This window comes from Azonexus caeni, from assembly GCF_048146105.1.
Classification (GTDB): domain Bacteria; phylum Pseudomonadota; class Gammaproteobacteria; order Burkholderiales; family Rhodocyclaceae; genus Azonexus; species Azonexus aromaticus_B.
Genome location: NZ_JBKJAD010000014.1, coordinates 84,600 through 111,427 on the forward strand (window position 1 = coordinate 84,600; position 26,828 = coordinate 111,427).

27 protein-coding genes and 4 tRNA genes are annotated in these 26,828 nt (G+C 64.0%); 19 read left to right on the forward strand and 12 right to left on the reverse strand.

Features of this window, described 5'->3' with window-relative positions; translation table 11 throughout:
• The first annotated feature begins 3 nt into the window (after nt 1-3).
• From ACLIIZ_RS13770 to ACLIIZ_RS13780, 3 genes are read left to right on the forward strand one after another with little or no spacing between them, the layout of a single operon-like run.
• Entirely contained in the window at nt 4-624 is a 621-nt protein-coding gene (locus tag ACLIIZ_RS13770; protein ID WP_416693031.1) for a lysophospholipid acyltransferase family protein, read from the forward strand.
• A 5-nt stretch (nt 625-629) separates the two neighbouring features.
• Entirely contained in the window at nt 630-1,580 is a 951-nt protein-coding gene (locus ACLIIZ_RS13775; RefSeq protein ID WP_416693033.1) for a phosphatidate cytidylyltransferase, read from the forward strand.
• A 50-nt stretch (nt 1,581-1,630) separates the two neighbouring features.
• Nucleotides 1,631-2,338, forward strand: a complete 708-nt coding sequence (locus ACLIIZ_RS13780; protein WP_416693035.1) for a class I SAM-dependent methyltransferase — start codon at nt 1,631-1,633, stop codon at nt 2,336-2,338.
• Between the two features lie 59 nt (nt 2,339-2,397).
• On the opposite strand, the gene ACLIIZ_RS13785 is transcribed toward ACLIIZ_RS13780, so the two are convergent.
• Nucleotides 2,398-2,473 (reverse strand) — tRNA-His (locus ACLIIZ_RS13785).
• A gap of 165 nt (nt 2,474-2,638) precedes the next feature.
• Between ACLIIZ_RS13785 and tig the strand changes: the two genes are divergently transcribed.
• From tig to ACLIIZ_RS13825, 8 genes are all read left to right on the forward strand, one after another.
• On the forward strand, nt 2,639-3,946 hold the full coding sequence (gene tig, locus ACLIIZ_RS13790; protein WP_416693036.1) for a trigger factor: 1,308 nt from the start codon (nt 2,639-2,641) through the stop codon (nt 3,944-3,946).
• A gap of 55 nt (nt 3,947-4,001) precedes the next feature.
• Nucleotides 4,002-4,631, forward strand: a complete 630-nt coding sequence (gene clpP / locus ACLIIZ_RS13795; RefSeq protein WP_416693038.1) for an ATP-dependent Clp endopeptidase proteolytic subunit ClpP — start codon at nt 4,002-4,004, stop codon at nt 4,629-4,631.
• Nucleotides 4,632-4,645: 14 nt separating this feature from the next.
• The gene (clpX, locus tag ACLIIZ_RS13800; RefSeq protein WP_416693039.1) at nt 4,646-5,908 is read left to right on the forward strand and encodes an ATP-dependent Clp protease ATP-binding subunit ClpX; all 1,263 of its coding nucleotides are present in this window, start codon (nt 4,646-4,648) and stop codon (nt 5,906-5,908) included.
• 70 nt (nt 5,909-5,978) lie between these two features.
• Nucleotides 5,979-8,393 (forward strand): endopeptidase La, encoded by a 2,415-nt coding sequence (gene lon, locus ACLIIZ_RS13805; protein WP_416693042.1) that lies wholly within the window; start codon nt 5,979-5,981, stop codon nt 8,391-8,393.
• Nucleotides 8,394-8,554: 161 nt separating this feature from the next.
• Entirely contained in the window at nt 8,555-8,827 is a 273-nt protein-coding gene (locus ACLIIZ_RS13810; protein WP_416693044.1) for an HU family DNA-binding protein, read from the forward strand.
• A 33-nt stretch (nt 8,828-8,860) separates the two neighbouring features.
• Nucleotides 8,861-8,936 (forward strand) — tRNA-Val (locus ACLIIZ_RS13815).
• A gap of 144 nt (nt 8,937-9,080) precedes the next feature.
• Nucleotides 9,081-9,157 (forward strand) — tRNA-Arg (locus tag ACLIIZ_RS13820).
• Between the two features lie 50 nt (nt 9,158-9,207).
• A tRNA-Arg gene (locus ACLIIZ_RS13825) sits at nt 9,208-9,284 on the forward strand.
• Between the two features lie 41 nt (nt 9,285-9,325).
• Here ACLIIZ_RS13825 and ACLIIZ_RS13830 read toward each other — a convergent pair.
• Genes ACLIIZ_RS13830 through ACLIIZ_RS13840 form a run of 3 tightly spaced genes read right to left on the reverse strand, consistent with a single transcriptional unit; the run spans nt 9,326 to nt 12,631 of the window.
• Nucleotides 9,326-10,714: a sigma 54-interacting transcriptional regulator gene (locus ACLIIZ_RS13830; RefSeq protein WP_416693046.1), complete on the reverse strand. Its 1,389-nt coding sequence runs from the start codon at nt 10,712-10,714 to the stop codon at nt 9,326-9,328.
• Nucleotides 10,711-11,238 carry a permease gene (locus tag ACLIIZ_RS13835; protein WP_416693048.1) on the reverse strand — a complete coding sequence of 176 codons (528 nt, stop codon included), beginning with the start codon at nt 11,236-11,238 and terminating at the stop codon, nt 10,711-10,713. Before ACLIIZ_RS13835 ends, ACLIIZ_RS13830 begins: the two co-directional genes overlap by 4 nt.
• A complete protein-coding gene (locus ACLIIZ_RS13840) occupies nt 11,228-12,631 on the reverse strand; it encodes a sensor histidine kinase (protein ID WP_416693050.1) in 1,404 nt (467 codons plus the stop codon). The genes ACLIIZ_RS13835 and ACLIIZ_RS13840 overlap by 11 nt, the downstream gene beginning before the upstream one ends.
• A gap of 235 nt (nt 12,632-12,866) precedes the next feature.
• On the opposite strand from ACLIIZ_RS13840, the gene ACLIIZ_RS13845 reads away from it, so the two are divergent.
• Both ACLIIZ_RS13845 and ettA read left to right on the forward strand, forming a co-directional pair.
• On the forward strand, nt 12,867-13,436 hold the full coding sequence (locus ACLIIZ_RS13845) for a bactofilin family protein (RefSeq protein ID WP_416693051.1): 570 nt from the start codon (nt 12,867-12,869) through the stop codon (nt 13,434-13,436).
• A 72-nt stretch (nt 13,437-13,508) separates the two neighbouring features.
• Nucleotides 13,509-15,173: an energy-dependent translational throttle protein EttA gene (ettA, locus tag ACLIIZ_RS13850; RefSeq protein WP_416693053.1), complete on the forward strand. Its 1,665-nt coding sequence runs from the start codon at nt 13,509-13,511 to the stop codon at nt 15,171-15,173.
• An 85-nt stretch (nt 15,174-15,258) separates the two neighbouring features.
• Here ettA and ACLIIZ_RS13855 read toward each other — a convergent pair whose 3' ends face one another.
• The gene (locus tag ACLIIZ_RS13855) at nt 15,259-15,537 is read right to left on the reverse strand and encodes a hypothetical protein (protein ID WP_374327532.1); all 279 of its coding nucleotides are present in this window, start codon (nt 15,535-15,537) and stop codon (nt 15,259-15,261) included.
• Between the two features lie 107 nt (nt 15,538-15,644).
• Between ACLIIZ_RS13855 and ACLIIZ_RS13860 the strand changes: the two genes are divergently transcribed.
• Genes ACLIIZ_RS13860 through ACLIIZ_RS13870 form a run of 3 tightly spaced genes read left to right on the forward strand, consistent with a single transcriptional unit; the run spans nt 15,645 to nt 19,084 of the window.
• Nucleotides 15,645-16,466: a class I SAM-dependent methyltransferase gene (locus ACLIIZ_RS13860; RefSeq protein WP_416693055.1), complete on the forward strand. Its 822-nt coding sequence runs from the start codon at nt 15,645-15,647 to the stop codon at nt 16,464-16,466.
• Between the two features lie 6 nt (nt 16,467-16,472).
• On the forward strand, nt 16,473-18,374 hold the full coding sequence (locus ACLIIZ_RS13865; RefSeq protein ID WP_416693057.1) for a peptidase U32 family protein: 1,902 nt from the start codon (nt 16,473-16,475) through the stop codon (nt 18,372-18,374).
• Nucleotides 18,371-19,084, forward strand: coding sequence for a zf-TFIIB domain-containing protein (locus ACLIIZ_RS13870; RefSeq protein WP_416693059.1), 714 nt, complete (start codon nt 18,371-18,373; stop codon nt 19,082-19,084). Before ACLIIZ_RS13865 ends, ACLIIZ_RS13870 begins: the two co-directional genes overlap by 4 nt.
• Nucleotides 19,085-19,099: 15 nt before the next feature.
• Here the strand turns inward: ACLIIZ_RS13870 and ACLIIZ_RS13875 are convergent, their stop codons facing one another.
• Complete coding sequence (locus ACLIIZ_RS13875; RefSeq protein WP_416693061.1) at nt 19,100-19,576, reverse strand: OmpA family protein; 477 nt, start codon at nt 19,574-19,576, stop codon at nt 19,100-19,102.
• A gap of 46 nt (nt 19,577-19,622) precedes the next feature.
• The gene (locus tag ACLIIZ_RS13880) at nt 19,623-20,174 is read right to left on the reverse strand and encodes a YaeQ family protein (protein ID WP_416693063.1); all 552 of its coding nucleotides are present in this window, start codon (nt 20,172-20,174) and stop codon (nt 19,623-19,625) included.
• A 17-nt stretch (nt 20,175-20,191) separates the two neighbouring features.
• Between ACLIIZ_RS13880 and ACLIIZ_RS13885 the strand changes: the two genes are divergently transcribed.
• A complete protein-coding gene (locus tag ACLIIZ_RS13885; protein WP_416693065.1) occupies nt 20,192-20,545 on the forward strand; it encodes a hypothetical protein in 354 nt (117 codons plus the stop codon).
• On the opposite strand, the gene ACLIIZ_RS13890 is transcribed toward ACLIIZ_RS13885, so the two are convergent.
• Together ACLIIZ_RS13890 and ACLIIZ_RS13895 are read right to left on the reverse strand one after the other, a co-directional pair.
• Nucleotides 20,546-21,385 (reverse strand): HDOD domain-containing protein, encoded by an 840-nt coding sequence (locus ACLIIZ_RS13890; RefSeq protein WP_416693067.1) that lies wholly within the window; start codon nt 21,383-21,385, stop codon nt 20,546-20,548.
• Nucleotides 21,385-21,711 (reverse strand): hypothetical protein, encoded by a 327-nt coding sequence (locus ACLIIZ_RS13895; protein WP_416693069.1) that lies wholly within the window; start codon nt 21,709-21,711, stop codon nt 21,385-21,387. Before ACLIIZ_RS13895 ends, ACLIIZ_RS13890 begins: the two co-directional genes overlap by 1 nt.
• Before the next feature lie 371 nt (nt 21,712-22,082).
• Here ACLIIZ_RS13895 and ilvB point away from each other — a divergent pair, with 371 nt between their 5' ends.
• Nucleotides 22,083-23,759: an acetolactate synthase large subunit gene (ilvB, locus tag ACLIIZ_RS13900; protein ID WP_416693071.1), complete on the forward strand. Its 1,677-nt coding sequence runs from the start codon at nt 22,083-22,085 to the stop codon at nt 23,757-23,759.
• Nucleotides 23,756-24,067, forward strand: a complete 312-nt coding sequence (gene ilvN, locus ACLIIZ_RS13905) for an acetolactate synthase small subunit (protein ID WP_416693073.1) — start codon at nt 23,756-23,758, stop codon at nt 24,065-24,067. The genes ilvB and ilvN overlap by 4 nt, the downstream gene beginning before the upstream one ends.
• A gap of 42 nt (nt 24,068-24,109) precedes the next feature.
• On the opposite strand, the gene ACLIIZ_RS13910 is transcribed toward ilvN, so the two are convergent.
• The 3 genes from ACLIIZ_RS13910 to ACLIIZ_RS13920 all read right to left on the reverse strand — a co-directional run bounded on the left by ACLIIZ_RS13910 (nt 24,110) and on the right by ACLIIZ_RS13920 (nt 26,684).
• On the reverse strand, nt 24,110-25,231 hold the full coding sequence (locus ACLIIZ_RS13910; RefSeq protein ID WP_416693075.1) for a methyl-accepting chemotaxis protein: 1,122 nt from the start codon (nt 25,229-25,231) through the stop codon (nt 24,110-24,112).
• A gap of 172 nt (nt 25,232-25,403) precedes the next feature.
• Nucleotides 25,404-25,823 (reverse strand): DUF4395 family protein, encoded by a 420-nt coding sequence (locus ACLIIZ_RS13915; protein WP_416693076.1) that lies wholly within the window; start codon nt 25,821-25,823, stop codon nt 25,404-25,406.
• Between the two features lie 78 nt (nt 25,824-25,901).
• Nucleotides 25,902-26,684: a DUF1684 domain-containing protein gene (locus tag ACLIIZ_RS13920; protein WP_416693077.1), complete on the reverse strand. Its 783-nt coding sequence runs from the start codon at nt 26,682-26,684 to the stop codon at nt 25,902-25,904.
• Nucleotides 26,685-26,828: the final 144 nt, after the last annotated feature.

The window sequence follows — 26,828 nt, forward strand, 5'->3', positions numbered from 1 at the left end:
AGCATGTCTCTCGAACGCTTCCTCGCCGCCGCGCTGTGTCAGTTCGCCAAGTCCGTCACCGGCGTGCGCGCTGTCTGGCTGGACAACGCTCCCTCGCCCGCGGCCCGCGTCTATTTCGCCAACCATCGCAGCCACGGCGATTTCCTGCTGATCTGGGCCTGCCTGCCGGGGGCGCTGCGCGCGCTGACCCGCCCGGTCGCCGGCGCCGACTACTGGCTGCGCGGCCGTCTGCGCCGCTACCTGATCCAGCGGGTATTCCGCGGCGTGCTGATCGACCGCCGACCGGGGCCGCACGACGATCCCCTGGCGACCATGCTGGCGCCGCTGGCCACCGGCGAATCGCTGATCCTCTTCCCGGAAGGCACGCGCAACCTGGGCGACGGCCTGTTGCCGTTCAAGAGCGGCATCCACCATCTGGCGCTGGCCAGGCCGGAGGTCGAATTCGTCCCGGTGTGGATCGAGAACCTCGGCCGCGCCATGCCCAAGGGATCGCTGATCCCGGTCCCGCTGCTGTGCTCACTGAGCTTCGGTCCGCCGCTCCGGCTGCAGGCCGGCGAGACCCGCAGCGCCTTCCTGTCGCGTTGCCGCGACGCCCTGCTGGCGCTGGCGCCGGCCAGCGAATGATGACCATGACCGACCTCGATCCGACCTCGACGCTGCGCCTGATCTTCGCCGGCGTCGCCGCCTTCCTCCTGCTCGCCAGCACCGTCGGCGGCGCCCTGGCCTGGCGCGGCCCGCTCGCCGGCAGCGCACTGATCGCCAACCTGAACGCCCGCATCAACGCCTGGTGGGTGATGGTGGGCGTCCTCGCCATCGCTTTCTGGCTCGACCGCGGCGGCGTCATCCTGCTGTTCGCCTTCATCTCCTTCCAGGCGCTGCGCGAGTTCATCTCGGTCACCTACACGCGCAGCGGCGATCACGGCGCCCTGGTCTGGAGCTTCTTCTTCTTCCTGCCGCTGCAGTACGCGCTGATCGCTGTCGACTGGTACGGCCTGTTCTCGATCCTGATCCCGGTCTATGCCTTCCTGCTGCTGCCCATTTCGGCGACGCTCGGCGCCGATACCAAACGCTTCTTCGAGCGCGCGGCCAAGGTGCAGTGGGGGCTGATGATCTGCGTCTATTGCGTGTCGCACGTCCCGGCGCTGCTGACGCTGGAGATTCCCGACTTCGCCGGACGCAACCTGCAGTTGATCGCCTTCCTGGTCCTCACCGTGCAATCGAGCGACGTCTTCCAGTACATCTGGGGCAAGCTGCTCGGCCGCCATCCGCTGACCCCCGGCATCTCGCCGTCGAAGACGGTCGAGGGGCTGCTCGGCGGCGTCCTCACCTCGACCGCGCTCGGCGCCGCACTCTGGTGGATCACCCCGTTCGCACCCTGGCAGGCGGCGCTGGTCGCGCTCTGCATCAACCTCTTCGGCTTCTTCGGCGGCCTCGTGCTGTCGGCGATCAAGCGCGACCGCGGCCTCAAGGACTGGGGTTCAATGATCGAAGGGCACGGCGGCATGCTCGACCGCGTCGACTCGATCAGTTTCTCGGCGCCGGTCTTCTTCCACATCGTCCGCTACTGGTGGGTGCCCTGAAGCCTTCGGTTAGAATCCAGCGATCCGCCAACCCTCCCTCACCACCAAGCATGCGTATCGCCGATCCCACAGAAGACACCCTGGTCAACGAAGTCAAGCTGATGCTCGACACCCTGCCGCTCGATGGCGCCCGCATCCTCGAACTGGGCTGCGGCCGGGCCGAGAAGACCCGCACCCTGGCCGAAACCGGCAGGGTCGACGAAATCGTCGCCCTCGAGGTGGATACCATCCAGCACGAGAAGAATCTCGCCATCACCGACCTGCCCAAGGTCCGTTTCGTGCATGCCGGCGCCGAGGCAATCCCCGCCCCGGATGCCAGCTTCGACATCGTGCTGATGCTCAAGTCGCTGCACCATGTACCGGTTGAGCTGATGGACCAGGCGCTGGCCGAAGTCGCCCGCGTCCTCAAACCGGGCGGCCTGGCGTGGATTTCCGAACCGGTCTACGCAGGCGACATGAATTCCGTGCTCAGCTTGTTCCATGACGAAAAAATCGTCCGCGAAGCCGCTTTCGCGGCCGTCTGCCGCGCTGTCGAGCAAGGCCCGCTGACGCTCGACCGCCAGATATTCTTCCAGACGCGCAGCCAGTTCGACGACTTCGCGCATTTCGAGCAACGCATGATCCGCGTCACCCATCTCGACCACGTGCTGTCGCCCGAACTCTACGCGGCGGTCAAGGCCCGATTCGAATCCTTCATGACCCCGGAAGGCGTCACCTTCCGCCCGCCGCAGCGCGTCGACCTGCTGGTCAAGCGCTGAATCCGGACGCGCCAACGGAAAAAGCCCGTGCATCTTGCGATGTACGGGCTTTTGAATTCTGGGGCGACTGATGGGGCTCGAACCCACGACAACCGGAATCACAATCCGGGACTCTACCAACTGAGCTACAGCCGCCGCTGCAAGAAGGCGCGCATTGTAAGGCCTGCCGCCGTGGCTGTCTACAGGCTTTTGCAAATCTTGCGCAGCGGCGATTCGACGTACTTGGCCCAATGCGTGGGCGGCTGGCCGTGATATGATTACCAGCTTTATTTTTTGGCGCCTCAAGCACAAGGAAAATTCATGGAAGCTACTACCGCACAAGCCAACGAACTCGAACGTCGCATCGACCTCTCCATCGCCATCGCCGATGTCGAGAAGGAAATGGAGCCGCGTCTGAAGCGCATGGGCCGCAACATGAAGGTGCCGGGTTTCCGTCCGGGCAAGGTGCCGTTCGCCATGGTCAAGCAGCAGTACGGCGACCAGGCCCGCCATGAAGTGCTGTCCGAGCAACTGGACCGCGCCTTCGGCACCGCCGTGACCGAGCAGAAGCTGCTCGTCGCCGGCTATCCGCGCCTCGAACCGAAGGCCACCGAAAGCACCACGCACATCGAATTCACCGCCGTCTTCGAGGTCTATCCCGAGTTCGTCCCGGGCGACCTGTCGGCCGCTGAAATCGAACGTCCGCTGCTCGAAGTCGGCGCCGCCGAAATCGAAAAGACCCTCGACATCCTGCGCAAGCAGCGCGTCCGTTACGACAATGCCGAGCGTGGCGCCGAGAAGGAAGACCGCGTCGTCATCGACTTCACCGGCAAGAAGGACGGCGTCGCCTTCGCTGGCGGCTCGGCCACCGACTATCCCTTCGTCCTCGGCCAGGGCATGATGCTGCCCGACTTTGAAACCGCCGTCGAAGGCTGCAAGGCCGGCGAAAGCAAGACTTTCGACCTGACCTTCCCCGAGGATTACCACGCCAAGGATCTGGCCGGCCAGACCGTGCAGTTCGAAATCACCGTCAAGCAGGTCCAGGCTCCGCGCCTGCCGGAAATCGATGCCGACTTCGCCAAGCAGATGGGCGTTGCCGACGGCGACGTCGAAAAGATGCGCGCCGAAGTCGAAGCCAACCTGAAGCGTGAAGTGAAGCGCCGCATCGAAGCCCGCCTCAAGGACCAGGTCATGGATGCCCTGCTCAAGGCCAACCCGATCGCCATCCCGAACGCCCTGGTCGATATGGAAATCCAGCGCCTCATGCAAGCTGCCCGCCAGGACATGGAACAGCGCGGCATGAAAGCGAAGGACATGCCGCTGCAACCCGAGTGGTTCGCCGAGAACGCCAAGCGTCGCGTCACGCTTGGCCTGATCCTTGCTGAAGTGGTGAAGACGGAGAACCTTCAGGCCAAGCCGGAACAGGTTCGCGCCATGGTTGAAGACATGGCCGCCAGCTACGAACAGCCGGAAGAAGTAATCCGTTGGTACTATGCTCAACCGCAGCGCCTGAGCGATGTCGAGGGCGTTGCCATCGAAAGCAACGTGGTCGAATGGGTCCTCGGCAAGGCCAAGGTCACCGACAAGGCCGTGGCTTTCGATGAACTGATGAGCCAGCAACAGCAGTAAGCCGTATTCGTCAGAAAACCGACAGACGTATCAAACGCGACAGACAAGGGCCAACATGATGATCGACAACGCAAGCAACTGGGATCCGCAGGCCTTGGGCCTGGTCCCGATGGTGGTGGAGCAGAGCGGACGCGGCGAACGCGCGTACGACATCTATTCGCGCCTGCTGAAGGAGCGGGTGATTTTCCTTGTTGGCCCGGTCAACGACGCCAGCGCCAACCTGGTGGTCGCCCAGCTCCTGTTCCTGGAAGCCGAGAACCCGGACAAGGACATCTATTTCTACATCAACTCCCCCGGCGGTTCGGTCACCGCCGGCATGTCGATCTACGACACCATGCAGTTCATCAAGCCTGACGTGTCGACGCTGTGCATCGGCCAGGCGGCCTCGATGGGTGCCTTCCTGTTGTGCGCCGGCACCAAGGGCAAGCGTTTCGCGCTGCCCAACTCGCGCGTGATGATCCACCAGCCGCTCGGCGGCTTCCAGGGCCAGGCGTCGGACATCGCGATCCACGCCCGGGAAATCCTGTCGATCAAGGATAAGCTGAACCGCATCATGGCCGAGCACACCGGCCAGCCGCTGGAACGGATCGAAAAGGATACCGACCGCGACAATTTCCTTTCCTCGGCCGAGGCAATGGAATATGGTTTGATTGACAAGGTGCTGACGCGCCGCGACGCGGTTTGATCAAGGAGAGAGGGATGTCGAAGGACGGCCAGGAAAAACTGCTCTATTGCTCGTTTTGCGGCAAGAGCCAGCATGAAGTCAAGAAACTGATCGCCGGCCCGTCGGTGTTCATCTGCGACGAGTGCATCGCCCTGTGCAATGACATCGTCCGCGACGAACTGCCGGAGGAATCGGCCAAGGCCGGTCGTTCCGACCTGCCGACGCCGCGCGAGATCAGCGCCATCCTCGATCAGTACGTGATCGGCCAGGAAGTCGCCAAGCGCATCCTGGCGGTCGCCGTCTACAACCACTACAAGCGCCTGCGCCACACGTCGAAGAATACCGGCGACGTCGAACTGTCGAAGAGCAACATCCTGCTGATCGGGCCGACCGGCTCCGGCAAGACGCTGCTCGCCCAGACCCTGGCGCGCATGCTCAACGTCCCCTTCGTGATGGCCGACGCCACCACGCTGACCGAAGCCGGCTACGTTGGCGAGGACGTCGAGAACATCATCCAGAAGCTCTTGCAGAAGTGCGACTACGATGTCGAGAAGGCCCAGCAGGGCATCGTCTACATCGACGAAATCGACAAGATTTCGCGCAAGTCGGACAACCCGTCGATCACCCGCGATGTCTCCGGTGAAGGCGTGCAGCAAGCCCTGCTCAAGCTGATCGAAGGCACGACCGCGTCGATCCCGCCGCAGGGCGGACGCAAGCACCCGAACCAGGACTTCGTCCAGGTCGACACCACCAACATCCTGTTCATCTGCGGCGGCGCCTTCGCCGGCCTGGAAAAGGTCATCCGCAACCGCTCCGAACGTGGCGGCATCGGCTTCGGCGCCGAAGTCAAGAGCAAGGACGACGGCAAGGAAGTCGGCAAGATCCTGCTCGACGTCGAGCCGGAAGACCTGATCAAGTTCGGCCTGATCCCCGAGCTGATCGGCCGCCTGCCGGTGGTCGCGACGCTGCAGGAGCTTGAAGAAAGCGCCCTCGTCCAGATTTTGACCGAACCGAAGAACGCGCTGGTCAAGCAGTACCAGAAGCTGTTCGACATGGAAGAAGTCGGCCTGGAAATCCGCCCGGCCGCTCTCTCGGCGATCGCCAAGAAGGCGCTCGAGCGCAAGACCGGCGCCCGCGGCCTGCGCTCGATCATGGAACACGCCCTGCTCGACGTGATGTACGAACTCCCCGGCATGGAAAATGTCGAAAAGGTCGTCATCGATGAAAACATGATCAACGGTGACACCCCGCCGTTGCTGATCTACGCCGACCAGCCCAAGGTCTCCGGCTCGAACTGAGCCGGGGGTTCTTGAAATCCGGTTCCCCGCCCCCATCTAGGGGGCTCAACCCCATTTCAAAGGCACACTGATGTCGAACCCCAACACGCTCCCGGAAACCCTCGAACTGCCGCTGCTGCCGCTGCGCGACGTCGTGGTCTTTCCGCACATGGTGATCCCGCTTTTCGTCGGCCGCCCGAAATCGATCAAGGCCCTCGAAATGGCCATGGAGTCCGGCAAGCAGATCATGCTGGTGGCCCAGAAGTCGGCCGCCAAGGATGAACCCGAAGCCGAAGACCTTTACAGCATCGGTTGCCTGGCCAACATCCTGCAAATGCTCAAGCTGCCCGACGGCACCGTCAAGGTGCTGGTCGAAGGTACGCAGCGCGCCCGCATCGAAGCGATCGACGTCCAGTCCTCGGTGTTCATGGCCACCGCGCTGCCGCTCAAACAGTCGGGCACCGAAGACCACGAGATCGAGGCGATGCGCCGTGCCGTCGTCGCCCAGTTCGACCAGTTCGTCAAGCTGAACAAGAAGATCCCGCCGGAAGTCCTGTCGTCGATCACTGGCATCGAGGACGCCGGCCGCCTGGCCGACACCATCGCCGCCCACTTGCCGCTGAAGATCGAGCAGAAGCAGGAAGTGCTGGAGATGGATAACGTCCGCGAACGCATCGACCGCCTGCTCTCCCAGCTCGAAGCCGAAATCGACATCCTGCAGGTCGAGAAGCGCATCCGCGGCCGCGTCAAGCGGCAGATGGAAAAGAGCCAGCGCGAGTACTACCTGAACGAACAGGTCAAGGCGATCCAGAAGGAACTCGGCGAAGGCGAAGACGGCGCCGATCTGGAAGAACTCGACAAGAAGATCGCCGCCGCCGGCATGAGCAAGGAAGGCCTGGCCAAGGCCCAGGGCGAACTGAAGAAGCTGCGCCTGATGTCGCCAATGTCGGCCGAAGCCACCGTCGTGCGCAATTTCATCGAGACGCTGATCGGCCTGCCCTGGCGCAAGAAGACGCGCATCAGCAAGGACCTGCGCGCCGCTGAAAAGATCCTCGACGCCGATCATTTCGGTCTGGAAAAGGTCAAGGAACGCATCGTCGAATATCTTGCCGTGCAGCAGCGCGTCGACAAGGTGAAGGCGCCGATCCTCTGCCTGGTCGGCCCCCCGGGCGTCGGCAAGACCTCGCTCGGCCAGTCGATCGCCAAGGCGACCAACCGCAAGTTCGTGCGCATGGCGCTCGGCGGCGTCCGTGACGAAGCCGAAATCCGCGGCCACCGCCGTACCTACATCGGTTCGATGCCGGGCAAGATCCTGACCAGCCTGACCAAGGTCGGTGTCCGTAACCCGCTGTTCCTGCTCGATGAAGTCGACAAACTCGGCCAGGATTTCCGCGGCGACCCGTCGTCGGCACTGCTCGAAGTGCTCGACCCGGAACAGAACAACACCTTCCAGGACCATTACGTCGAAGTCGATTTCGACCTCTCCGACGTGATGTTCGTCGCCACCGCCAACACGCTGAACATCCCGGCGCCGCTGCTCGACCGCATGGAAGTCATCCGCCTCTCCGGCTACACCGAGGACGAGAAGGTCAACATCGCGATGCGCTACCTGCTGCCCAAGCAGATGAAGAACAACGGCGTCAAGAAGACCGAGCTGGTTGTTGCCGAGAGCGCGATCCGCGACATCGTCCGCTACTACACCCGGGAAGCCGGCGTGCGGGCGCTTGAGCGCGAAATCTCCAAGATCTGCCGCAAGGTGGTCAAGACGCTGGTGCTCAAGTCGCGTGACAGCAAGATCACGGTCAATGCCCGCAACCTCGACAAGTACCTAGGCGTGCGCCGCTACACCTTCGGCATGGCCGAGAAGGAAAACCAGGTCGGCCAGGTCACCGGCCTGGCCTGGACCGAGGTCGGCGGCGAATTGCTCACCATTGAGTGCGCCAACATGCCGGGCAAGGGCAACATCATCCGCACCGGCTCGCTTGGCGACGTCATGAAGGAATCGGTCGAAGCCGCCCGCTCGGTCGTCCGCGCCCGCGCCCGCCGCCTCGGCATCAAGGACGAGGTGTTCGAGAAGACAGACATCCACATCCACGTTCCCGAGGGCGCCACACCCAAGGACGGCCCGTCGGCAGGCATTGCCATGACCACGGCGCTGGTTTCGTCCTACACGGGCATCCCGGTGCGTTGCGACGTCTGCATGACCGGCGAGATCACGCTGCGCGGCGAGGTGCTGGCCATTGGCGGCCTCAAGGAGAAGCTGCTGGCGGCAGTCCGTGGCGGCCTGAAGACGGCGCTGATTCCGGAAGAGAACGCCAAGGACCTGACCGAAATGCCGGAAAATCTCAAGAACCGCATCGAGATCGTGCCGGTGAAGTGGATCGACCAAGTCCTCGAACGCGCGCTGGAGAGCCTGCCGCAGCCCTTGCCCGACACCGGCGAGGCGGCGCCCGGCCTGGCGACCGGCAGTGAAGACCCGGTCAGCAAGACGGTCCTTACCCATTGATTTTAAAAGACCGGATGCCGATGGCAAAAAACAGCCATCGGCAGCCCCCTCGAAACCCCGGTCGATCGGCTCAGAATCCGCTTGACACAAGGATTTCGGGGGGGATATAAATCGCCCCTCACGGAATTTTCACCACTCCAAACTTCCACTAGGGGATCTACATGAACAAGACTGAACTGATCGATCAGATCGCTGCTGCTGCCGATATTTCCAAGGCCGCCGCGGGCCGTGCGCTGGACGCCGCCGTTGATGCCATCAAGGGCGCACTGAAGGAAGGCGACAGCGTCAATCTGATCGGTTTCGGCACCTTCTACGTCGGTGAGCGCGCCGCCCGTACCGGCCGCAATCCGCGTACTGGTGGCAGCCTGGAAATCAAGGCGGCGAAGTCCCCGAAATTCCGTGCTGGCAAGGGCCTCAAGGACGCGGTTAACTGATATACTGCCGCTCCTTCTGCGCCGGGCGCAGACGGGTGCTTAGCTCAGTTGGTAGAGCGTCGCCCTTACAAGGCGAATGTCGGCGGTTCGACCCCGTCAGCACCCACCAATTCGAAACCCCGCCACGGCGGGGTTTTTCATTTGCAGCGGCGGCATGAGCCGCGCCCCGTACCCGCAGCGACAAAGTCCGCCCTTTCTGCGAAAACCCCTTGCAATCTGGCTCCACGCCCGTATAATGCGCGGCTCTGACAGCGCGCCCGTAGCTCAGTTGGATAGAGTACTTGGCTACGAACCAAGGGGTCGGGCGTTCGAATCGCTCCGGGCGCGCCATTCAGAAACCGTGGATTGACCTTCGGGAAAATCCAGCTTCGCAAGACAGCGCGCCCGTAGCTCAGTTGGATAGAGTACTTGGCTACGAACCAAGGGGTCGGGCGTTCGAATCGCTCCGGGCGCGCCAAAACGAAGCAAGCACCGCCACTGCGGTGCTTTTTTTTCGCCTCACTCCGGCGCATTGCCGGCTTCCACCCCGCGGAACATCGCCGGCGTCAGATCGTATTTCTGCAGCAGGCGGTAGAACTCGGTACGGTTGCGATCGGCGATGCGCGCCGCGTCGGCGACGCTGCCATCGGTCAGCTTGAGCAGCCGGACCAGGTAATCCCGTTCGAAACGCCGCTTGGCCTCGGCGTAACTCAAGGCCTCCATGACCGGCACCCGCAGCGAGCGCTGAACCAGGGAAGCCGGGATCAGTGGTGTCGAACACAGCGCACAGCATTGTTCGACGACATTCAGCAATTGCCGGACGTTTCCCGGCCAGCCGGCGGTCGCCAGAATCTCCAGCGCGTCAGGCGCGAAGCCGCTGATCGGCTTGCCGTACTTCTCGGCCAGCTTGCGCAGGAAGTGCGCCGCCAGCAGCGGAATGTCCTCGCGCCGCTCCTCGAGCCGCGGCAGCGTCAGCGAGACGACGTCCAGGCGATAGTAGAGATCCTCGCGGAACTGCCCCTGCGCCATCGCCGTCTCCAGATTGCGATGGGTCGCCGAAAGCAGACGGATGTCCACCGGTTCGGCGCTGGTGCTGCCCACCGGACGCACCACCCGCTCCTGCAGGACACGCAGCAGCTTGACCTGCAGCGCCAGCGGCATGTCGCCGATCTCGTCGAGGAACAAGGTGCCGCCGTTCGCCGCCTGAACCAGGCCGCTACGGGCGCTGGCGGCGCCGGTGAAGGCACCGCGGACATGACCGAACAACTCCGATTCGAGCAAGGGCTCGGGGATCGCCCCGCAATTGATGGCGACGAAAGGCCCCTGGGCGCGCGCACTGGCGCGGTGGATGGCGCGCGCCAGGACTTCCTTGCCGGTCCCGCTTTCGCCGCGGATCAGGACGCTGGCGTCGGAAGCAGCGACCATCCGGGCATCGGCCAGCAACTCGGCCATGCTGGTACTGCGATAGACGATGTCCTCCAGCCAGCGGCCATCATCCGTTGGCTGCGGCTGCGCCTCGGGGGCGGCGGAAACGAGCAGCGCCTGGTCGATCTTGGCGAGCAGCGTCTGGCTGTCGAAAGGCTTGGTCAGGTAACCGAAGACACCGCGCGAGGTCGCCTCGACCGCATCGGGAATGGTGCCGTGCGCGGTGAGCAGGATTACCGGCAGACTGGGCCGGGTCGTCCGCAACTCTTCGAACAGTGACAAGCCATCGCGGCCGGGCAGGCGGATATCGCTGACCACCAGTCGCGGCGGATCGACGGCGATGCTGGCCAGCCCCTCTTCGGCCGACGTTGCCGGGGTGACCCGGAAGCCCCGGGCATGCAGGCGCATGGTCAGCAGCCGGCGGATATCTTCATCGTCATCGATGATCAGGACATGCGCGCCGACGGCGCCGGCGCGGCTCATCGCGCACTCCCCACTGCCGGCAGCGCCGGTCGCTGCGGCAGGCTGCGCTCGATCTCGGCGAGCCGATCGATCTTTTCCTGCAGTTCCTGGACCTTCTTCAGGCTTTCCTTCAGTTGCTGCGCCTGTCGGTCCAGCGCGCCCTCCAGACGCTGTCTTTCGTTCAACTGCTCGACCAGCAGCCGCGCCAGCGGCTGCAAGGCCAGCGCCCCGGGACGGGACGACTTCAGAACGGATTCGAGCAAGGCAAGCGGCCTGGCCAGTTCGACATTGCCCTGGCGCGGCAGCAAATGCAACAGTGCCAGCCGCATCTGCGCTTCCGGGTCGGCATTGCGTGCCGCCAGTTCCGAGCGCTCACGGGCCAGTTCGTTGCCGCTCATGCCGACCAGCGTCTGGCGATACTCGAGCGCGGCATCGAGCGCCGAGGCCCGCTCTTCGGGTGAAGGGAAAACTGCGGTCGGCGGCGCACTGGCACAACCGGCCAAGGACGCAAGTAAAAGCAGCAGACAGGAAAATCTATTTTTCATCCGGCAAATCCAGTTGGAAAACGGCGCCGACATCGCTATCGGCAAGCTTGATCCGGGCCCGCATCGCTTGCGCGAGTTCCCTGACAATGGAAAGTCCAATCCCGCTCCCGGCACGAGCCACCGGCGCCGCGCGGCGCCCCTGGACAAAGGGCTCAAAAATGCGCTGCGCATCCTCGGGGGCGACACCCGGCCCCTGATCGCGGCAGACGATACGCCACCCCCCCTTGAGCCGCTGTGCCGTCAGGCGGACAACGCCCCCCTGCGGACTGAAATCGATGGCATTGGCCAGCAAGTTGTCGAGAATCACCGCCAGCTTGCCCGGATCCAGTCTGGCCCGCCCTTCCCCGGCCTCAACCTCAATCCTGACCTGGCGTGCCTGGCCACGCAATTCGTGACGCTGCGCAGCTTCGGACAAGACCTGACGCAAATCGATCTGGAGCAGATTCAGGCGGCGCACTTCGAATACCGCGGCGTTCAGTCGCAACAGGCTTTCTATCTGGCACTGCAAACTATCCACCTTGTGACCGAGAATGCGCGTCACCTCGCGCTGACTGTCGCTCAAGGGACCGGGCACCTCCTCGGCGAGCAAGGCGATGCCTTCCTTCAGGGCCGTCAGGGGCGTTTTCAGTTCATGCGACACATGGCGCAGGGTACGCTCGCGATCCGCCTCGAGACCCGCCAGATGGTTGCGCAAGCCGTCGAGGTGGCGGCCGAGCCGCCGCAGGTCGGCAGGACCACTGACTTCGATGGAAGCATCAAAACGCCCCTCGCCCAGGCGGCCGATCGCCTTTTCCAGTTGCCGCACGGCACGCACCAGCCACCAGCCCATCGCCATGGCGACCAGGACGGCCCCCAGCAGCGCAAGCGCCAGGCGGCTGCCGAGCTCGACGCGACGCCGTTCCAGTTGATCGAGCAGGCGAACATTCCCACCATCGATCCAGCGTTTGGCCGCCGCCTGGATTTCGTCGTTGAGCGCCGCCAGACGATCGAGCTGTTCGGCAAGATTGTTGCGCGGCGGGGTCTGCTCGATACCGTCACGCAGCAGACCGGCCTGTTCCCGCCAGCGTCCGGACAAGACAACCAGCGTTTCCGCCGGCATCGCCTCGATCCGCACCAGTTGCTCCAGCGCACCGGCGAGATGGGCATCGAAACGTTCGCGGAGCAAGGCATCACCGAGCACCAGATATTGCCGGGCACTACGTTCGATATCGACGCTGCGCTCGCCCAGCGCCTGCACCGCAGTACTCAGTTGCAAGGCCTGGGCATTGCTCTCACGGCTCTGCGCCACCATGCCTTCAAGCAACAACCAGCCGTGAATCCCGACGCCACCCAGCAGCAGAACAACGATCATGAAGCCGGCCAGCAAGCCCTGCCGAAAGGACAGCCACCTCATCTAAAAACCCAGTCGAATCATGAACATAAACCAGTGTCGGAAAGAAGCGACATTCTATCCCCTTGTCCTGAATGACTTCCGGAACCCACACAAAAAAACTGTCGCCAAATGCCGACAGCGGTGTCGGAAAATTGCTGACAAACCCCCGTAACATGATGAATCCAATGGGTTTTGAAAAGCTGGCACGCTTATCGCAACGAAATCAGCACAACCCCGACCCCTTCCAGGAGACTACATGTTCATCAAATCCAGTTCAGCACCAGGAATTCAGAATAACAGCCTCAACCGCAGGGACAGCAACGGCGCACCAACCCCAGGCGCACTCAGTGCAAACCGCCCGGAAACCGCCATCAAACCCGAAACATCCGCGGCACCGAGTAGCGCCAGCGCCACCGCAAACCTCGCGGTGTCAACACCACAACAAGATCAATCCATCGAAAAGGAAAAGGGAGCCCGCCTCATTGTCGGTCCGGACGTCAAGCTCAAGGGCGCTGAAATCCTGGACTGCGACATGCTGGTTGTTGAAGGACGGGTGGAGGCGACAATGGACAGCCGGGTCATCCGCATCGCCGACAAGGGTGCATTCTCCGGCAAGGTCAGCATCGACGTAGCCGAAATCCACGGCAGCTTCGATGGCGAACTGACCGCCCGTTCACAACTGGTCATCCACGCCACCGGCCGGGTCAGCGGAAAAATCCGCTACGGCAAGCTGGTGATCGCCGAAGGCGGCGAATTGTGCGGTGACATCAACGCCCTGTCGGCAGAAAGGAGCAGCCCACCGATATTGAACGCACTCTCAGCCTGAACACAAAACTGGTCATTTAAGGGGAAGCCTCGTAGACTGCGGGACTTCCCCCTTTTTTTGACAGGCAGATTCATGGCTCAGTATGTGATGAGTATGCTCCGCGTGAGCAAGATTGTTCCGCCCAAGCGGCAGATCATCAAGGACATTTCCCTTTCCTTCTTCCCCGGCGCCAAGATCGGTCTGCTCGGCCTCAACGGCGCCGGCAAATCGACCGTGCTCAAGATCATGGCCGGCGTGGACAAGGAATACGACGGCGAGGTCCAACACCTGGCCGGGGTGTCGATCGGCTACCTGCCACAGGAGCCGCAACTCGACGCCGACAAGACCGTGCGTGAGGAAGTCGAATCGGCGCTCGGCGAAGTCATGCAGGCGCAGGCCAAGCTCGACGAGGTCTATGCCGCCTACGCCGATCCGGAAGCCGACTTCGACAAACTGGCCGAAGAACAGGCCCGCCTGGAAGCGATCATCGCCACCGGCGGTGCCGACACCGAACACCAGATGGAAATCGCCGCCGACGCGCTGCGCCTGCCGCCCTGGGAGGCCAAGATCGGCGTCCTGTCCGGCGGCGAGAAGCGCCGCGTGGCGCTGGCCAAGCTGCTGCTGTCGAAACCCGACATGCTGCTGCTCGACGAGCCGACCAACCACCTCGACGCCGAATCGGTCGAATGGCTGGAACAGTTTCTGGTGCGCTTCCCCGGTACCGTCGTCGCCGTCACCCACGACCGCTACTTCCTCGACAACGCCGCCGAGTGGATTCTCGAACTCGACCGCGGCCATGGCATTCCCTGGAAGGGTAATTACTCGTCCTGGCTGGAGCAGAAGGAAGCCCGCCTGGAGACCGAAAACAAGCAGGTCGACGCCCACATGAAGGCGATGAAGCAGGAACTGGAATGGGTGCGCAGCAACCCGAAGGCGCGCCAGGCCAAGTCCAAGGCCCGTCTGGCCCGCTTCGAGGAAATGTCCAGCCACGAATACCAGAAGCGCAACGAGACCCAGGAAATCTTCATTCCGGTCGGCGAGCGCCTGGGCGATCAGGTCATCGAATTCAACAACGTCAGCAAGTGCTTCGGCGACAAACTGCTGATGGACAACGTCAGCTTCGCCATCCCGCCCGGCGCCATCGTCGGCATCATTGGCCCGAACGGCGCCGGCAAGTCGACGCTGTTCAAGATGATCACCGGCCAGCAACAGCCGGATTCGGGCGAGGTGAAGATCGGCCAGACGGTCAAGCTCGCCTACGTCGACCAGTCGCGCGACTGCCTCGACGGCAGCAAGACGGTGTTCGACGAACTGGCGCAGGGCAGCGAAATTCTCCAGATCGGCAAGTTCGAGATGCCCAGCCGCGCCTACATCGGCCGCTTCAATTTCAAGGGCGGCGATCAGGGCAAGCTGGTCGGCAATCTGTCCGGCGGCGAACGCGGCCGCCTGCACCTGGCCAAGACGCTGATGTCCGGCGGCAACGTCCTGCTACTGGATGAACCGTCGAACGACCTCGATGTGGAAACCCTGCGCGCGCTGGAAGATGCCCTGCTCGAATTCCCCGGCTGCGCCATGGTCATCTCCCACGACCGCTGGTTCCTCGACCGCATCTGCACGCACATCCTGGCCGCCGAAGGCGAATCGCAATGGACCTTCTTCCCGGGCAACTACCAGGAATACGAAGAAGACAAGCGCCGCCGCCTGGGCGAAGAAGGCGCCAAGCCCAAGCGTATCCGCTACAAGCCGATCAGTCGCTGAGACAGGCGGCCGCCGTTGGCCGCTGCAAAACAAGACGGGCGCCCTGGTGGCGCCCGTCTGTTGTCATGTGATGATTATTCGTTAATCAGTGCTTGAGGCTGGCGGAAAAAACCGCCTTGCTCTTTTCGGAAAACTGGAATTCGACGAAAGCACGTTCGATCTCGGCCTGGTTGCTGCCGTCGGAATGGTCCTCGAAACAGATGCCGATGCTCTTGCCGTTGGCAGCCAGCGTCTGGAAAGCGTAGCGCCAGCGCTGTGCCTCGGCCAGTCGCTCGCGCAACTGGGCTTCGTTGGAAATCGAGATACCTGCCTTCTTCAGGGAATCCAGAAACTGCTCGAAGGATTCGTTGCTCAGACTGCCCATTCATTTCTCCGTGAGATACGGTGCGATTGCACCATGCTTCCATTAACGAGGCGATCGCGTTCCGGTTGACACGCAAGTCGGCAAAGTTTGAATGAGATAATCGCCCCATGAAAAAACAGAACGTCACCGCCGCCATTCCGGAAATCCGTCCCGGGCAGTCGATCGAACTGCTCAAGGAACTGCACATCCTGACGCGCGACGGCAAACTCAATCAGGACAGCCGCCGCAAGCTCAAGCAGGTCTACCATCTCGCCCAGTTCATCGAGCCGCTGCTCGATGGCATGGAAACCCTGGTCGATCATGGCGCCGGCAAGTCCTACCTCGGCTTCATCCTTTACGATCTCTATATCAAGAGTCGTGCCAGCGGCGAGGTCATCGGCATCGAAAGCCGCCCGGAACTCGTCGAGAAATCCCGCGAACTGGCGCAGCGGCTGGGCTTTCCGCGGATGCGCTTCATCGCCAGCACAGTCGAGGAAGCACTGGCTTCGACCGACCTGCCGTCCTCCGTCGACGTCGTTACCGCCCTCCACGCCTGCAATACGGCGACCGATGACGCAATTCGTTTCGCTTTGTCACGACAAGCCCGCCACATCGTCCTGGTGCCTTGCTGCCAGGCCGAGGTCGCCGCGACGATGCGCGCGCGCAAGGCCGAATCGCTGGCACGGACGCCGTTGGCCGAACTGTGGCGGCACCCGATCCACACCCGCGAACTGGGCAGCCACCTGACCAACGTGCTGCGCTGCCTGTTGCTGGAATCCCATGGTTACGACGTCACCGTCACCGAACTGGTCGGCTGGGAGCACTCGATGAAGAACGAACTGATCATCGCCAGCCTGCGCGGCAAGCCGCGCAAGAACGCCCGCGAGCGGGCCGAAGCCATCCTGCGCGAGTTCAACATCGAGGAACTTGCTCCCCGTTTCACCTACTAAGGCGCCATGACGCGTATCCAGCACCCCCTCGAACTCCTGGCCCCGGCCAAGAACGCCGACTTCGGCATCGAAGCCATCAAGCACGGCGCCGACGCCGTTTACATCGGCGGCCCGGCTTTCGGCGCCCGTTACGGCGCCGGCAACGATGTCGGCGAAATCCGACGCCTGTGCGATTTCGCCCACCGTTTCCGGGCCAAGGTCTTCGTCGCGCTGAACACCATCCTGCACGACAGCGAACTCGAAGCCAGCCGCCAGCTCGCCTGGCAGTTGTACGACGCCGGCGCCGATGCCCTGATCATCCAGGACATGGGCCTGCTCGAACTCGATCTGCCGCCGATTCAACTCCATGCGAGCACCCAGACCGACATCCGCAACCCGGCCAAGGCAAAGTTCCTGGAGGACGCGGGCTTCTCGCAGATCGTGCTGGCGCGCGAGATGAGCATCGCCGAAATCGGCCAGGTCGCCGCCGCGACGACGCTGTCGCTTGAGTACTTCGTGCATGGCGCGCTCTGTGTCGCTTATTCCGGACAGTGCTACATCAGCCACGCCCACACCGGGCGCAGCGCCAACCGCGGCGAGTGTTCGCAGGCCTGCCGGCTGCCCTACACCCTGGTCGACGACAAGGGCAAAACGATCACCGAGAACCAGCACCTGCTGTCGATGAAGGACAACAACCAGTCGGACAACCTGCGTGCGCTGATCGATGCCGGCGTCTCCTCGTTCAAGATCGAGGGCCGGCTGAAGGACCTGTCCTACGTCAAGAACATCACCGCCCACTACCGCACGCTGCTCGATGAGATCATCGCCGCCGACCCGCGCTACGTGCGCGCTTCCAGCGGCCGTTCGACCTTCACCTTCACGCCGCAACCGGAAAAGACCTTCAACCGCGGCTACACCGACTACTTTGCCGGCGGCCGCCAGGACGACATCGGCGCCTTCGATTCGCCGGCCTTCGTCGGCGAGCCGATCGGCGAGGTCGCCGAAATCGGCGACGGCTGGCTCACCGTCAATACCGCCGAAATCTTCCACAACGGCGACGGTGTCTGCTTCCACGACGCACAAGGCGACGTCCAGGGGATGCGCATCAACCGGGTCGAGGGCGGCAGGCTTTACCCGGCCGAGATGCCGACCGAGCTGAGCGAAGGCACCACGCTGTTCCGCAACCGCGACCAGGAGTTCGAACGGGCGCTGGAAAAGGACTCGGCCGAGCGCCGCGTGAGTGTCAAGGCGCTTTTCGCCGAGCAGGCCGATGCTTTCGTGCTCAGTTTGATCGACGAGGACCAGGTCAGCGTCGCCGTCAGCCTGCCCCGCGACGAGCGGATCGGCCGCGAACTGGCACAGAATCCGGAGGCTGCGCTGGGCAAGCTGAAGGAAAATCTCGGCAAGTTCGGCAACACGATGTTCGTCGCCGAAGCCGTCGACCTGCAACTGACCCAGCCCTGGTTCCTGCCGGTCGGCGCGATCAATGCGCTGCGCCGCGAGGCCGCCGAACAACTCGAAGCCGCCCGCCTCGCCAGCCATCCACGGCCGCCGCGCGCGGCGCCGGCGACCGATCCGGCGCCCTACCCGCAGGACGAACTGAGCTACCTCGGCAACGTCTTCAACACCAAGGCCCGCGCTTTCTACGAGAAACACGGCGTGCGGTTGATTGAGGAAGCCTACGAGGCCGGCCATGAAAAAGGCATGGTCTCGCTGATGATCACCCGCCACTGCCTGCGCTATAGTTTCAACCTCTGCCCGAAGGAGGTGAAACACTTGAAGCCGGACCCGATGACGCTGATCAACGGCAACGAAAAGCTGATCCTCAAGTTCGACTGCAAGGCCTGCGAGATGCATGTCGTCGGCAAGATGAAGAAAGGCGTCACCCTTAACCTCGGCAGCATCCGGCCGACCGCCGCCTGCGGATGAAACCGACGCCCTGTCCCTCCTGCGGTCAGCCGATGGAAAAGCGGCGCTTCGAACGCAACCTGCACGGCGAGGTCGTTCTCGACCTCTGCTTCCACTGCCACGGCGTCTGGTTCGACGAATTCGAAAGCGTGCAGATCACGCCGGGCGGCGTCATCGAGTTGTTCCGCCTGATCCATGAATACCGGGAAGCGCCGCGCCTGCCGCTGCGCGACGTGCTACGATGCCCGCGCTGCAACGAGCGCCTGCTGCAAGGTCTCGACGTTTCCAAGCACGGCGGCCACTTCAACTACCACCGCTGCCTGCAGAAGCATGGACGGTTCACGACCTTCGCCCAGTTGATGATTGAAAAGGGCTTCGTCCGCCAGTTGTCGCCGGCCGAAATCGACGAACTGGCGAGCAAGGTCAGCATCGTCCGTTGCACCGGTTGCGGCGCGCCGATCGACATCCGCCAGGACCACGCCTGCCGCCACTGCCGGGCGCCGATCGCCATCCTCGACCCGGCCGCCGTCGAAAAGACCCTGGACCGGCTCGACCAGGCCGAGGTCCAGCGCAGCCGGCGCGACGTCGAAATGCTCGGCGACGCCATCGTCATGCGCGAACGGGAAAAATCCCGTTTCGAACGCGAACAGCGCGAACGCTTCAACAACCTCGACATCGGCGATCTGGTCGTCGCCGGCGTCGATCTGTTGTGGCGCGTCCTGCACCGCTAAGCCGGCCTCCCCGAACTACTGGACGCGAATCTCGACCCGCCGACCTTCCTCGGCGCTGCCGCTGCCCAGCGTCGATTCCGGGCGCCGCATCCTGACCTTTTCTGCGGCCACGCCGCCAGCGAGCAGCGCATCGCGCACCGCCTGCGCCCGCTGCCGAGCCAGTTCGGCGTTCTGTTGCGGATCGCCGGAAGCGTCATGGAAACCGGAAAGCAGGACGATGCCGTCACTCTTCGCGGCCAGGGCATCGACCGTCCGCGCGACGACCATCAGGTCGCCGTCGCCGAGCGCCGCCGAACCGACCGCGAAATAGACCTTGGCCAGCGCCTCGCCGACCGGCGCGATATCGCTTTCCGCCGCCACCATCGCTGCCGGCGCCGACTGGCTCGCCTTCCAGACGCCGAGACCGGCGACCAGCGCGATGACGCCGAAGATGACCCCGGCGAGGACGCCGAAGACCACGCCCTGGGTTTCGTTTTCGTCTTGACTGGACATGCTGGGTAACCTCATTTCATGGTGAAGGAAAAATCACCGTGGCATTCTAACCAGCATTCGGACTCAACAGTGTGTCGGGGTGCAGTTGCAGCGAGTGCTCGCCGGCCGACAACCACACCGTGCCTTCCTGGACGGTGCAGGAAAGGCGCATCGAACGCTCGGCCAGCGCCCCCAGCGCCTGCGTCTCCTCGGCCGACAGGCGCAGTACCGTCAGATTGTCGAAACGCGCGAGTTGCGGTGCAATCTGCTGCCACCAGACATCGACCGAACGGGCGCCGTAGGTCAGCACCACCGCCCGCCGGGCGCGGTGACAGCCCTTGCGGATGCGTGTCTCATCGGGCTGGCCGACCTCGATCCAGGTCTGCAGCACGCCGGAAGGATCGACCTCCTGCAGCGCGCATTCGTCATCGCTCGACAGCCCCTTGCCGAACGCCAGGTCCGGTCCGGCATGGAGCGCAAAAGCGAGGATGCGGACCATCATCCGCTCGTCGTTTTCCGAAGGATGACGGGCGACGGTCAGCGCGTAATCGGCGAAATGGCCGCGGTCGAGATCGGCCACCTGCAGCTCGGCCTTGAAGACAGTGGATTTGAGCGCCATTGCAGCCCCCGGGAAAAGTGCGCGATTATCCCATGGCGGCAGGCGGAACGACGCGCCGCCGCGCCCACGAACCTGCCGGAGAACGCCATGCCGCAAAAACTCGTCGCCGGGCCGCCCGCGCCAGCATCAGCCCGATGAGCGCCGCCTTGCTGCTGCAGCCCGTCGCCCGCAAGCGCTGCGCCAGTTGCCAGTGCTGGAGCGGCCCGCGCGCCGTCGGCACGACCCCGGGCAGCGTCGCCATCGCCGCCGAAACCGACATCGGTCTGTGCGACGGCGGCGGCTGGCACGGCAGCGAGCGGCGCGCCCGCTCGGCCTGCGGTCACTGGCGGATCTGGCCGGTGCTGCTCGATGGCGGAACGCCGCCCGCGTGATCAGAAGAAGATGCGGGTCAGATAGTGGCTGCGTGCCTCGATGCGGCCGAACAGGTAACCGAGGTCATCGCTCCAGTTCAGGCCGATCAACTCGCAGGCGCTCGCGGCGAGGTGGGTAACCCGCGATTTCTGGTGCGCGGCCAGGTCGAGGGCATTGACCACGACTTCGGCGACGTGGGTCACCGCGACCAGCTTGTCGGCCGGCGGCTGGACGTCATGGTGGTGCTCGATCGCTGCCACCACCGACGCCGGCAGCCGCCAGGCCATCGCCAGCAAGCGGCCGATAGCACAATGATCGATGCCGAACACCCGGCGCTCGGCGTCGATGACGTCGAGTCCCTCGTCCTGCTCCAGGCTCATGCGCACCAGCTGGAACTCCAGCGGATGGCAACGCGCCATCCAGAGCTGGCCGATGTCGTGCAGCAAGCCGCAGACCAGCGAGAAATCCTGCGACAGGTGACCGATCCTGGCCAGTTCCTGGGCGGCCACGCCAACCGCCACGCTGTGTTCCCAGAAGTGGCTGCCCATGCGGCTTTCCCGGGAAAACTCGGCGAGCGCCACGGCGAGCACGATTTCCCTGACCTTGGCGAGGCCGATCAGCGAGACGGCGACCTGCATGTCGCGCAGGTCGCGCTGGTTGCGCCCGCCCATCGCCGCCGCATTGGCGATCGACAGCACGCGCGCGGTGATCACCGGATCGCGCCCGACCAGCTGGATCAGCGCACCGATCGTCGCGTTGTCGTCGTCCAGCGTCTGCAGCAGGTCGTTGACCACGGTCGGGAAGGCCGGCAACAGCGCCGACCGGCGGACGACATCGCTTTCACTCAGGTGCAGCGGCATCACAGGCTCCGGTAGGCCAGCACCGCCGCATAGAGCGCGGCCAGCGCCGGCTGCGAACGGTCGGCCTGGGCGAAGATGCGGTCCAGACGGGCCTTTTCCCTCACCAGATCGGCGTCGCGCTCGGCATCGCTGCGCGGATCGTCTTCGCGGATGCAGACGAATTCACCGTGGCGCATGGCAATCTGGTGCAGGTTGCCTTCGGTCAGCGGGTTGCCGGCCGGCAGCGTGAAATTGGTCACGCCATGGTCGGCAATGGCCAGCGGAGCCCCCAGCACCATGCCTTCGACTGCCTCGGAAATCGGGATGTAGTGCAGACGTTGCCGCATTGCTTTCTCCAATATTTATTATTTGAATCGAATCTGTCACTTTCCTCTCCCAAGGTCAAGGGTGAAGTTGCGCAGGCAGGCAATAACCCCATTCATTCCGCTGTTGTTTTTCGCCGGAAAATCGGCGATAGTCGCCGCTCAGCCACTTTCCGCATCCCGCAACGTCGATGACCACCCCCCCGACCCGCTTCCCGTTTGCTGCCCGCGCAGTATCGCCGGTCGTCGTACGCGTCATCGTCGTAGGTGTCGTCGCGCACGCGCCGTCGCGGATCGGGTAAGCAGCAGACAGTTTCCCCCAAACCCCGCCGGCGCCACCGGCGGGGTTTTTCGTTGAGCCTCCCGGAATCGCCAGAAACCGCAAGGAGTCCTCAATGACCGAAACCCTCACCGGCGCGCAACTCACCGTGCGTCTCCTCGAACGCCAGGGCGTGCGCCTGCTGACCGGCTACCCGGGCGGCGCCATCCTGCCGATCTACGATGCCCTCGGCGAGTCGACCACGATCCGCCACGTCCTGCCCCGCCACGAACAGGGCGCCGGCTTCATCGCCCAGGGCATGGCCCGGGTTTCCGGCGAAGTCGCCGTCTGCCTCGCCTCTTCCGGGCCGAGCGCGACCAACCTGCTGACGGCGATCGCCGACGCCAAGCTCGATTCGATCCCGCTGGTGGCGATCACCGGCCAGGTGCCGCGGGCGATGATCGGCACCGATGCCTTCCAGGAAGTCGATGTTTACGGACTGTCGCTGCCGATCACCAAGCACAACTTCCTGGTTTCCTCGACCGAGGAACTGCTCGAGGTGATTCCCCGCGCCTTCGCCATCGCTGCTTCCGGACGGCCCGGGCCGGTGCTGATCGACATTCCCAAGGACGTGCAGACCCGCGCCATCGAAATCGCCGACTGGCCGGAACCCGGCTGCCGCCGCCCGGTGGCGCCGGCCGACGGCATGGCGCTGACCGAAGCGGCTGCGCTGATCGGCGCGGCACGGCGCCCCATCCTCTACCTCGGCGGCGGCGTCATCCACGCCGGCGCCTCGCGGCTGGCGCTCGACCTCGCCGAAAAAGCGAACCTGCCAACCGTGATGACGCTGATGGCGCTCGGCGCGATGCCGGTCGATCACCGGCTGTCGCTCGGCATGCTGGGCATGCACGGCGCCCCCTGCGCCAATCTGGCGCTTGAGGAATGCGACCTGCTGATCGCCGTCGGCGCCCGCTTCGACGACCGCGCCACCGGCAAGGTCGCCGCCTTCTGCCCGCAGGCGAAGATCGTCCATATCGACATCGACGCCGCCGAACTGGACAAGATCAAGGCCGCCCATGTCGGCATCGTCGCCGACCTCGGCGAGGCGCTCGCCCGCCTGCTGCCGCTGCTCCCGGAGAATCCCCGGAGCGCCTGGAACGAGCGCGTCGACGCGCTGAAAACCGCGCACCCGCAACCGCTGCCCGGGCTGGCCGACCCGCGCTCGCACTTCGGGCTGATCCGTTGCGTCGCCGCCTGTCTGGACGACGCGGCGATCGTCGTCACCGACGTCGGCCAGCACCAGATGTGGGTGGCGCAGGCCTACCCGCTGCGCCGGCCCCGGCAGTGGCTGACTTCCGGCGGGCTGGGAACGATGGGCTTCGGCGTGCCGACGGCGATCGGCGCCGCGCTCGCCGCGCCCGAGCGGACCGTGGTCTGCTTCACCGGCGACGGCTCGATCCTGATGAACATCCAGGAACTGGTGACCGCCGCCGAGGTGCAGGCCAACCTCAAGATCGTGCTCCTCGACAACGCCGCGCTCGGCCTGGTGCACCAGCAGCAGACGATGTTCTACGGCCAAGGGCCGGTCGCCTCGACCTTCCAGGTGCAGCCCGACTTCACCGCCGCCGCCCGCGCCTTCGGCATCGCCGCCGTCGATCTCGACGCCGCCGCCAACCCGCTGGCGGCACTCGCCGAGGCCTTCGCCCGCCCCGGCCCGTGCCTGATCCACGCCCGTATCGACGCGCAACAGATGGTCTATCCCATGGTGCCGCCCGGCGCCGCCAACCGTGACATGATCGGAGCCCAAGCATGAACGCCCTGACCCGCAACGAATCCCGCGCCGTGGCGCGCGCCGTGCTGCAGATCGACGTCGCCAACCACCCTGGGGTGATGTCGCACGTCGTCGGCCTCTTCTCGCGCCGCGCCTACAACGTCGAAGGCATCCTCTGCCTGCCGGTCGGCGACGGCCGGCAGAGCCGGATCTGGCTGCTGGTCAATGAAGACCAGCGGCTGCCGCAGATGATCCGGCAACTGGAAAAACTCGAAGACGTTGCCAGTGTCCGGCGGCACCACGCCGAGCACGCGGTCTTCGCCGAACTGGAGGAATTTTTCCGGCCATGAAAAAACCCGGCCGCGGCCGGGTTGTCGTTGCCGTGTCCGGAATCAGCGAGAAAGGCAGAGCAGGTCCGGACTGTCGGCGGCAGCGTCGGCCATGCGCTGCAGGCTGTCGAGAACCTGCATGCTTGAGCGCTCCATTGCCTGGACATGGCGCAGCATGCCCGGGTAATCGCCGGCCAGCCGCGCCTTCAGCGCCTCGATGCCGTAGCGATGGACGTCGATGTGCGGCGCTTCGATCTCGCGGTAGCCGCCCAGGCGGCTGAAACAGTCGTGGCCCTCGCCTTCGTAATACCATTTGCCGAGCCGGCAGGTGGTATGCGAGGCGACGTTCGCCGGATCGACCTGTTCGATACCGAACAGGCCGAGGTAGATGCGGAACTTGAACACCAGGTGATCGACCTTGGCCACTTCGACGAAGCTTTTAAGCGCGCTGCCGGCGATCACCTGCTCCATCTTCTGCGACAGGCCGATCAGCCGGTTCATGTCGTCGGTCGCCCGGTTGCCACGCTCGCTGTAGTCGTCGGCGGTATGGGCCAGGGTTTCCATCGCCGTCTTGGCGGCGTTGGAGTCCTGGCGGATGCTGGTCACCAGGCCATCGATATCCTTGGTCGCCTTGGCGGTGCGCTCGGCCAACTTGCGCACCTCGTCGGCCACCACCGCGAAACCGCGCCCGGCCTCGCCGGCGCGGGCCGCTTCGATTGCCGCGTTGAGCGCCAGCAGGTTGGTCTGGTCGGCGATCTCGTGGATCAACTGGACGATGGCGCCGATCTCGCTCGCTTGGTGGGCCAGCACATCGACCTCGCGGGCAGCCTGGGCGGAATCCTCGGCCAGGCGGTGCAGGTTGGCAGCGATCTCGGTGGTCGTCTGGCCGCTCGCCCGGGAAACTTCAGCCGCCTGGACGGCCTGCTGCTTCTCCTCCTTCAGCAGGTTGGCCATGTCACCGAGGCTGGCTTGCGAACTGCCCAGCGAATCACCGAACAGGGCCAGATTGCGGACGATCTCGCGCAGGGTGTCGCATTCGACCTCCTTCTCGCGCTGCGCTAACGCCTGTGCCGCCAGGTCGCGCCTGAGCGCGGCGATTTCCTCGGACAACGCCGCTTCGCGGCGCGCTCCCTCGGCCAGCGAGCGTTCAAGCTCGCCGACTCGGCGATTGTTGCTCCAGAACATCGTACAACCCTCATCCGCAACGGCACGCCCGGTCGGGTGGCGCCTTGTATGTATAGTTTTCTTCTGAAACCGTATGATCGGTTTTCGGGTGGCGATTTTACTATGGGAAATCAACCCCCACAAAATGAAAAAAGCGTGCTGGCCCACGCTTTTTCATTGCCCTGACAATGTGTCAGGCTTGGCGGAATTTGTACCAGGCACCGTAGGCCCAGCAGGCGGCGCAGAAGCCGGTCGCCAGGTCGATGAAGGCGAAGATCAGGATGGCGTAGGCCGGTACCACACCGACGCCGGAACCGAGCAGCCAGGTGACGAACATCGCCGTGCCGGCGACGCCGGCGATCTTGTCGGCGAACATCTTGGAACCGGCATTCTGCATCCGGGCTATCCCCAGCTTGCCGGTCGCGCGGGCAAAAGCCAGGTAGGAAAGACATTTGTGCGGCGAAACGAAACCACGCAGCAAGCCACCCAGCGCCAGCAGGACGGAAACCCACTGATAGGGGGTAAACAGGTACAACGCGGCGATGACGAAGCTCATCGTCGCCTGCAGGCGATAGGCATTCGAACAGACCGGGGCGATGTCGAAACGCAGCATGACAGACTCCACAAGATTATTACTAATCGCTTATATTATCATGTTGCAATGCAGCATGACAACGCCTCACGCCCAGCCTCAGTGGTCGCCTCGCCAGCGTTTTTCGCCCGCCGTCACCGCCAGCGGCAGCCAGTTTTCCGGCGGCGGCAGCGGACAGGTGGCAAACGGCGTGAAGGCGCAGGGCGGATTGAAGGCGCGGTTGAAATCGAGACGGATCTTGCCGTCCACTGCCGCTTTCATCTTCAGGAAACGGCCAGCGCCGTAGGTATCTCGGCCACTGCTGCGATCCCGGAAAACAAAAAAGACCTCGTGCTCGCCGACCGACATCGGCAGCAAGGCCAGGCGCTGGCCAGCAATCTCGAAAACCGCCTGGAAACTTACCGTCACCGGCTTCAGGTCGCCACTGACATTCGGCACTTCCAGGGTCAGCGGCGCCGCCAACGGCAGCCAGTCGGCTTCGACGACCCAGGCCGGGTCTTCGGGAAAATACTCGACACCATCGAAAGGCCGTTGCCGCACCCAGTCCCGGTCACGGACCCGAACCGCCAGCTTGCCGTCGCGCTCGACGACGAAGAACGACAGCAGTTGATGATCGACGACGTCGGGCCTGCCGTCGCGGTCGGTCGCCAATGAACACTCGGGCGCGTCGTTCGGACGCCAGACGACGCCACCATCGCGCCTCAGCAGATCGCCCAGATGCGATGGCCCGGCGGGCAGACGGACGACACAATCGTCGGCGCTGCCAACCCTGGACACTTCGTCCTCCAGCCAGAACAGGCCGACCAGTCCGAGCCAGCTCTCGGGGCCGGCCAGTTCGGCGTGGCGCCGCTGGCGCCAGTCTTCAAAGCTGTCTTGTGACATGAATGCGCTCCCTCACGTTAAGGAAACGCTGAACAATTCACCGAGCCCTGGAGAATGAAGCAGGTGAAGGTGATTTGACCGGGAAGTGGGCTGATTTTTGTGGTCCGGTACGGGGATTCTCGTGGCATTTTGTTCATTTTCCGT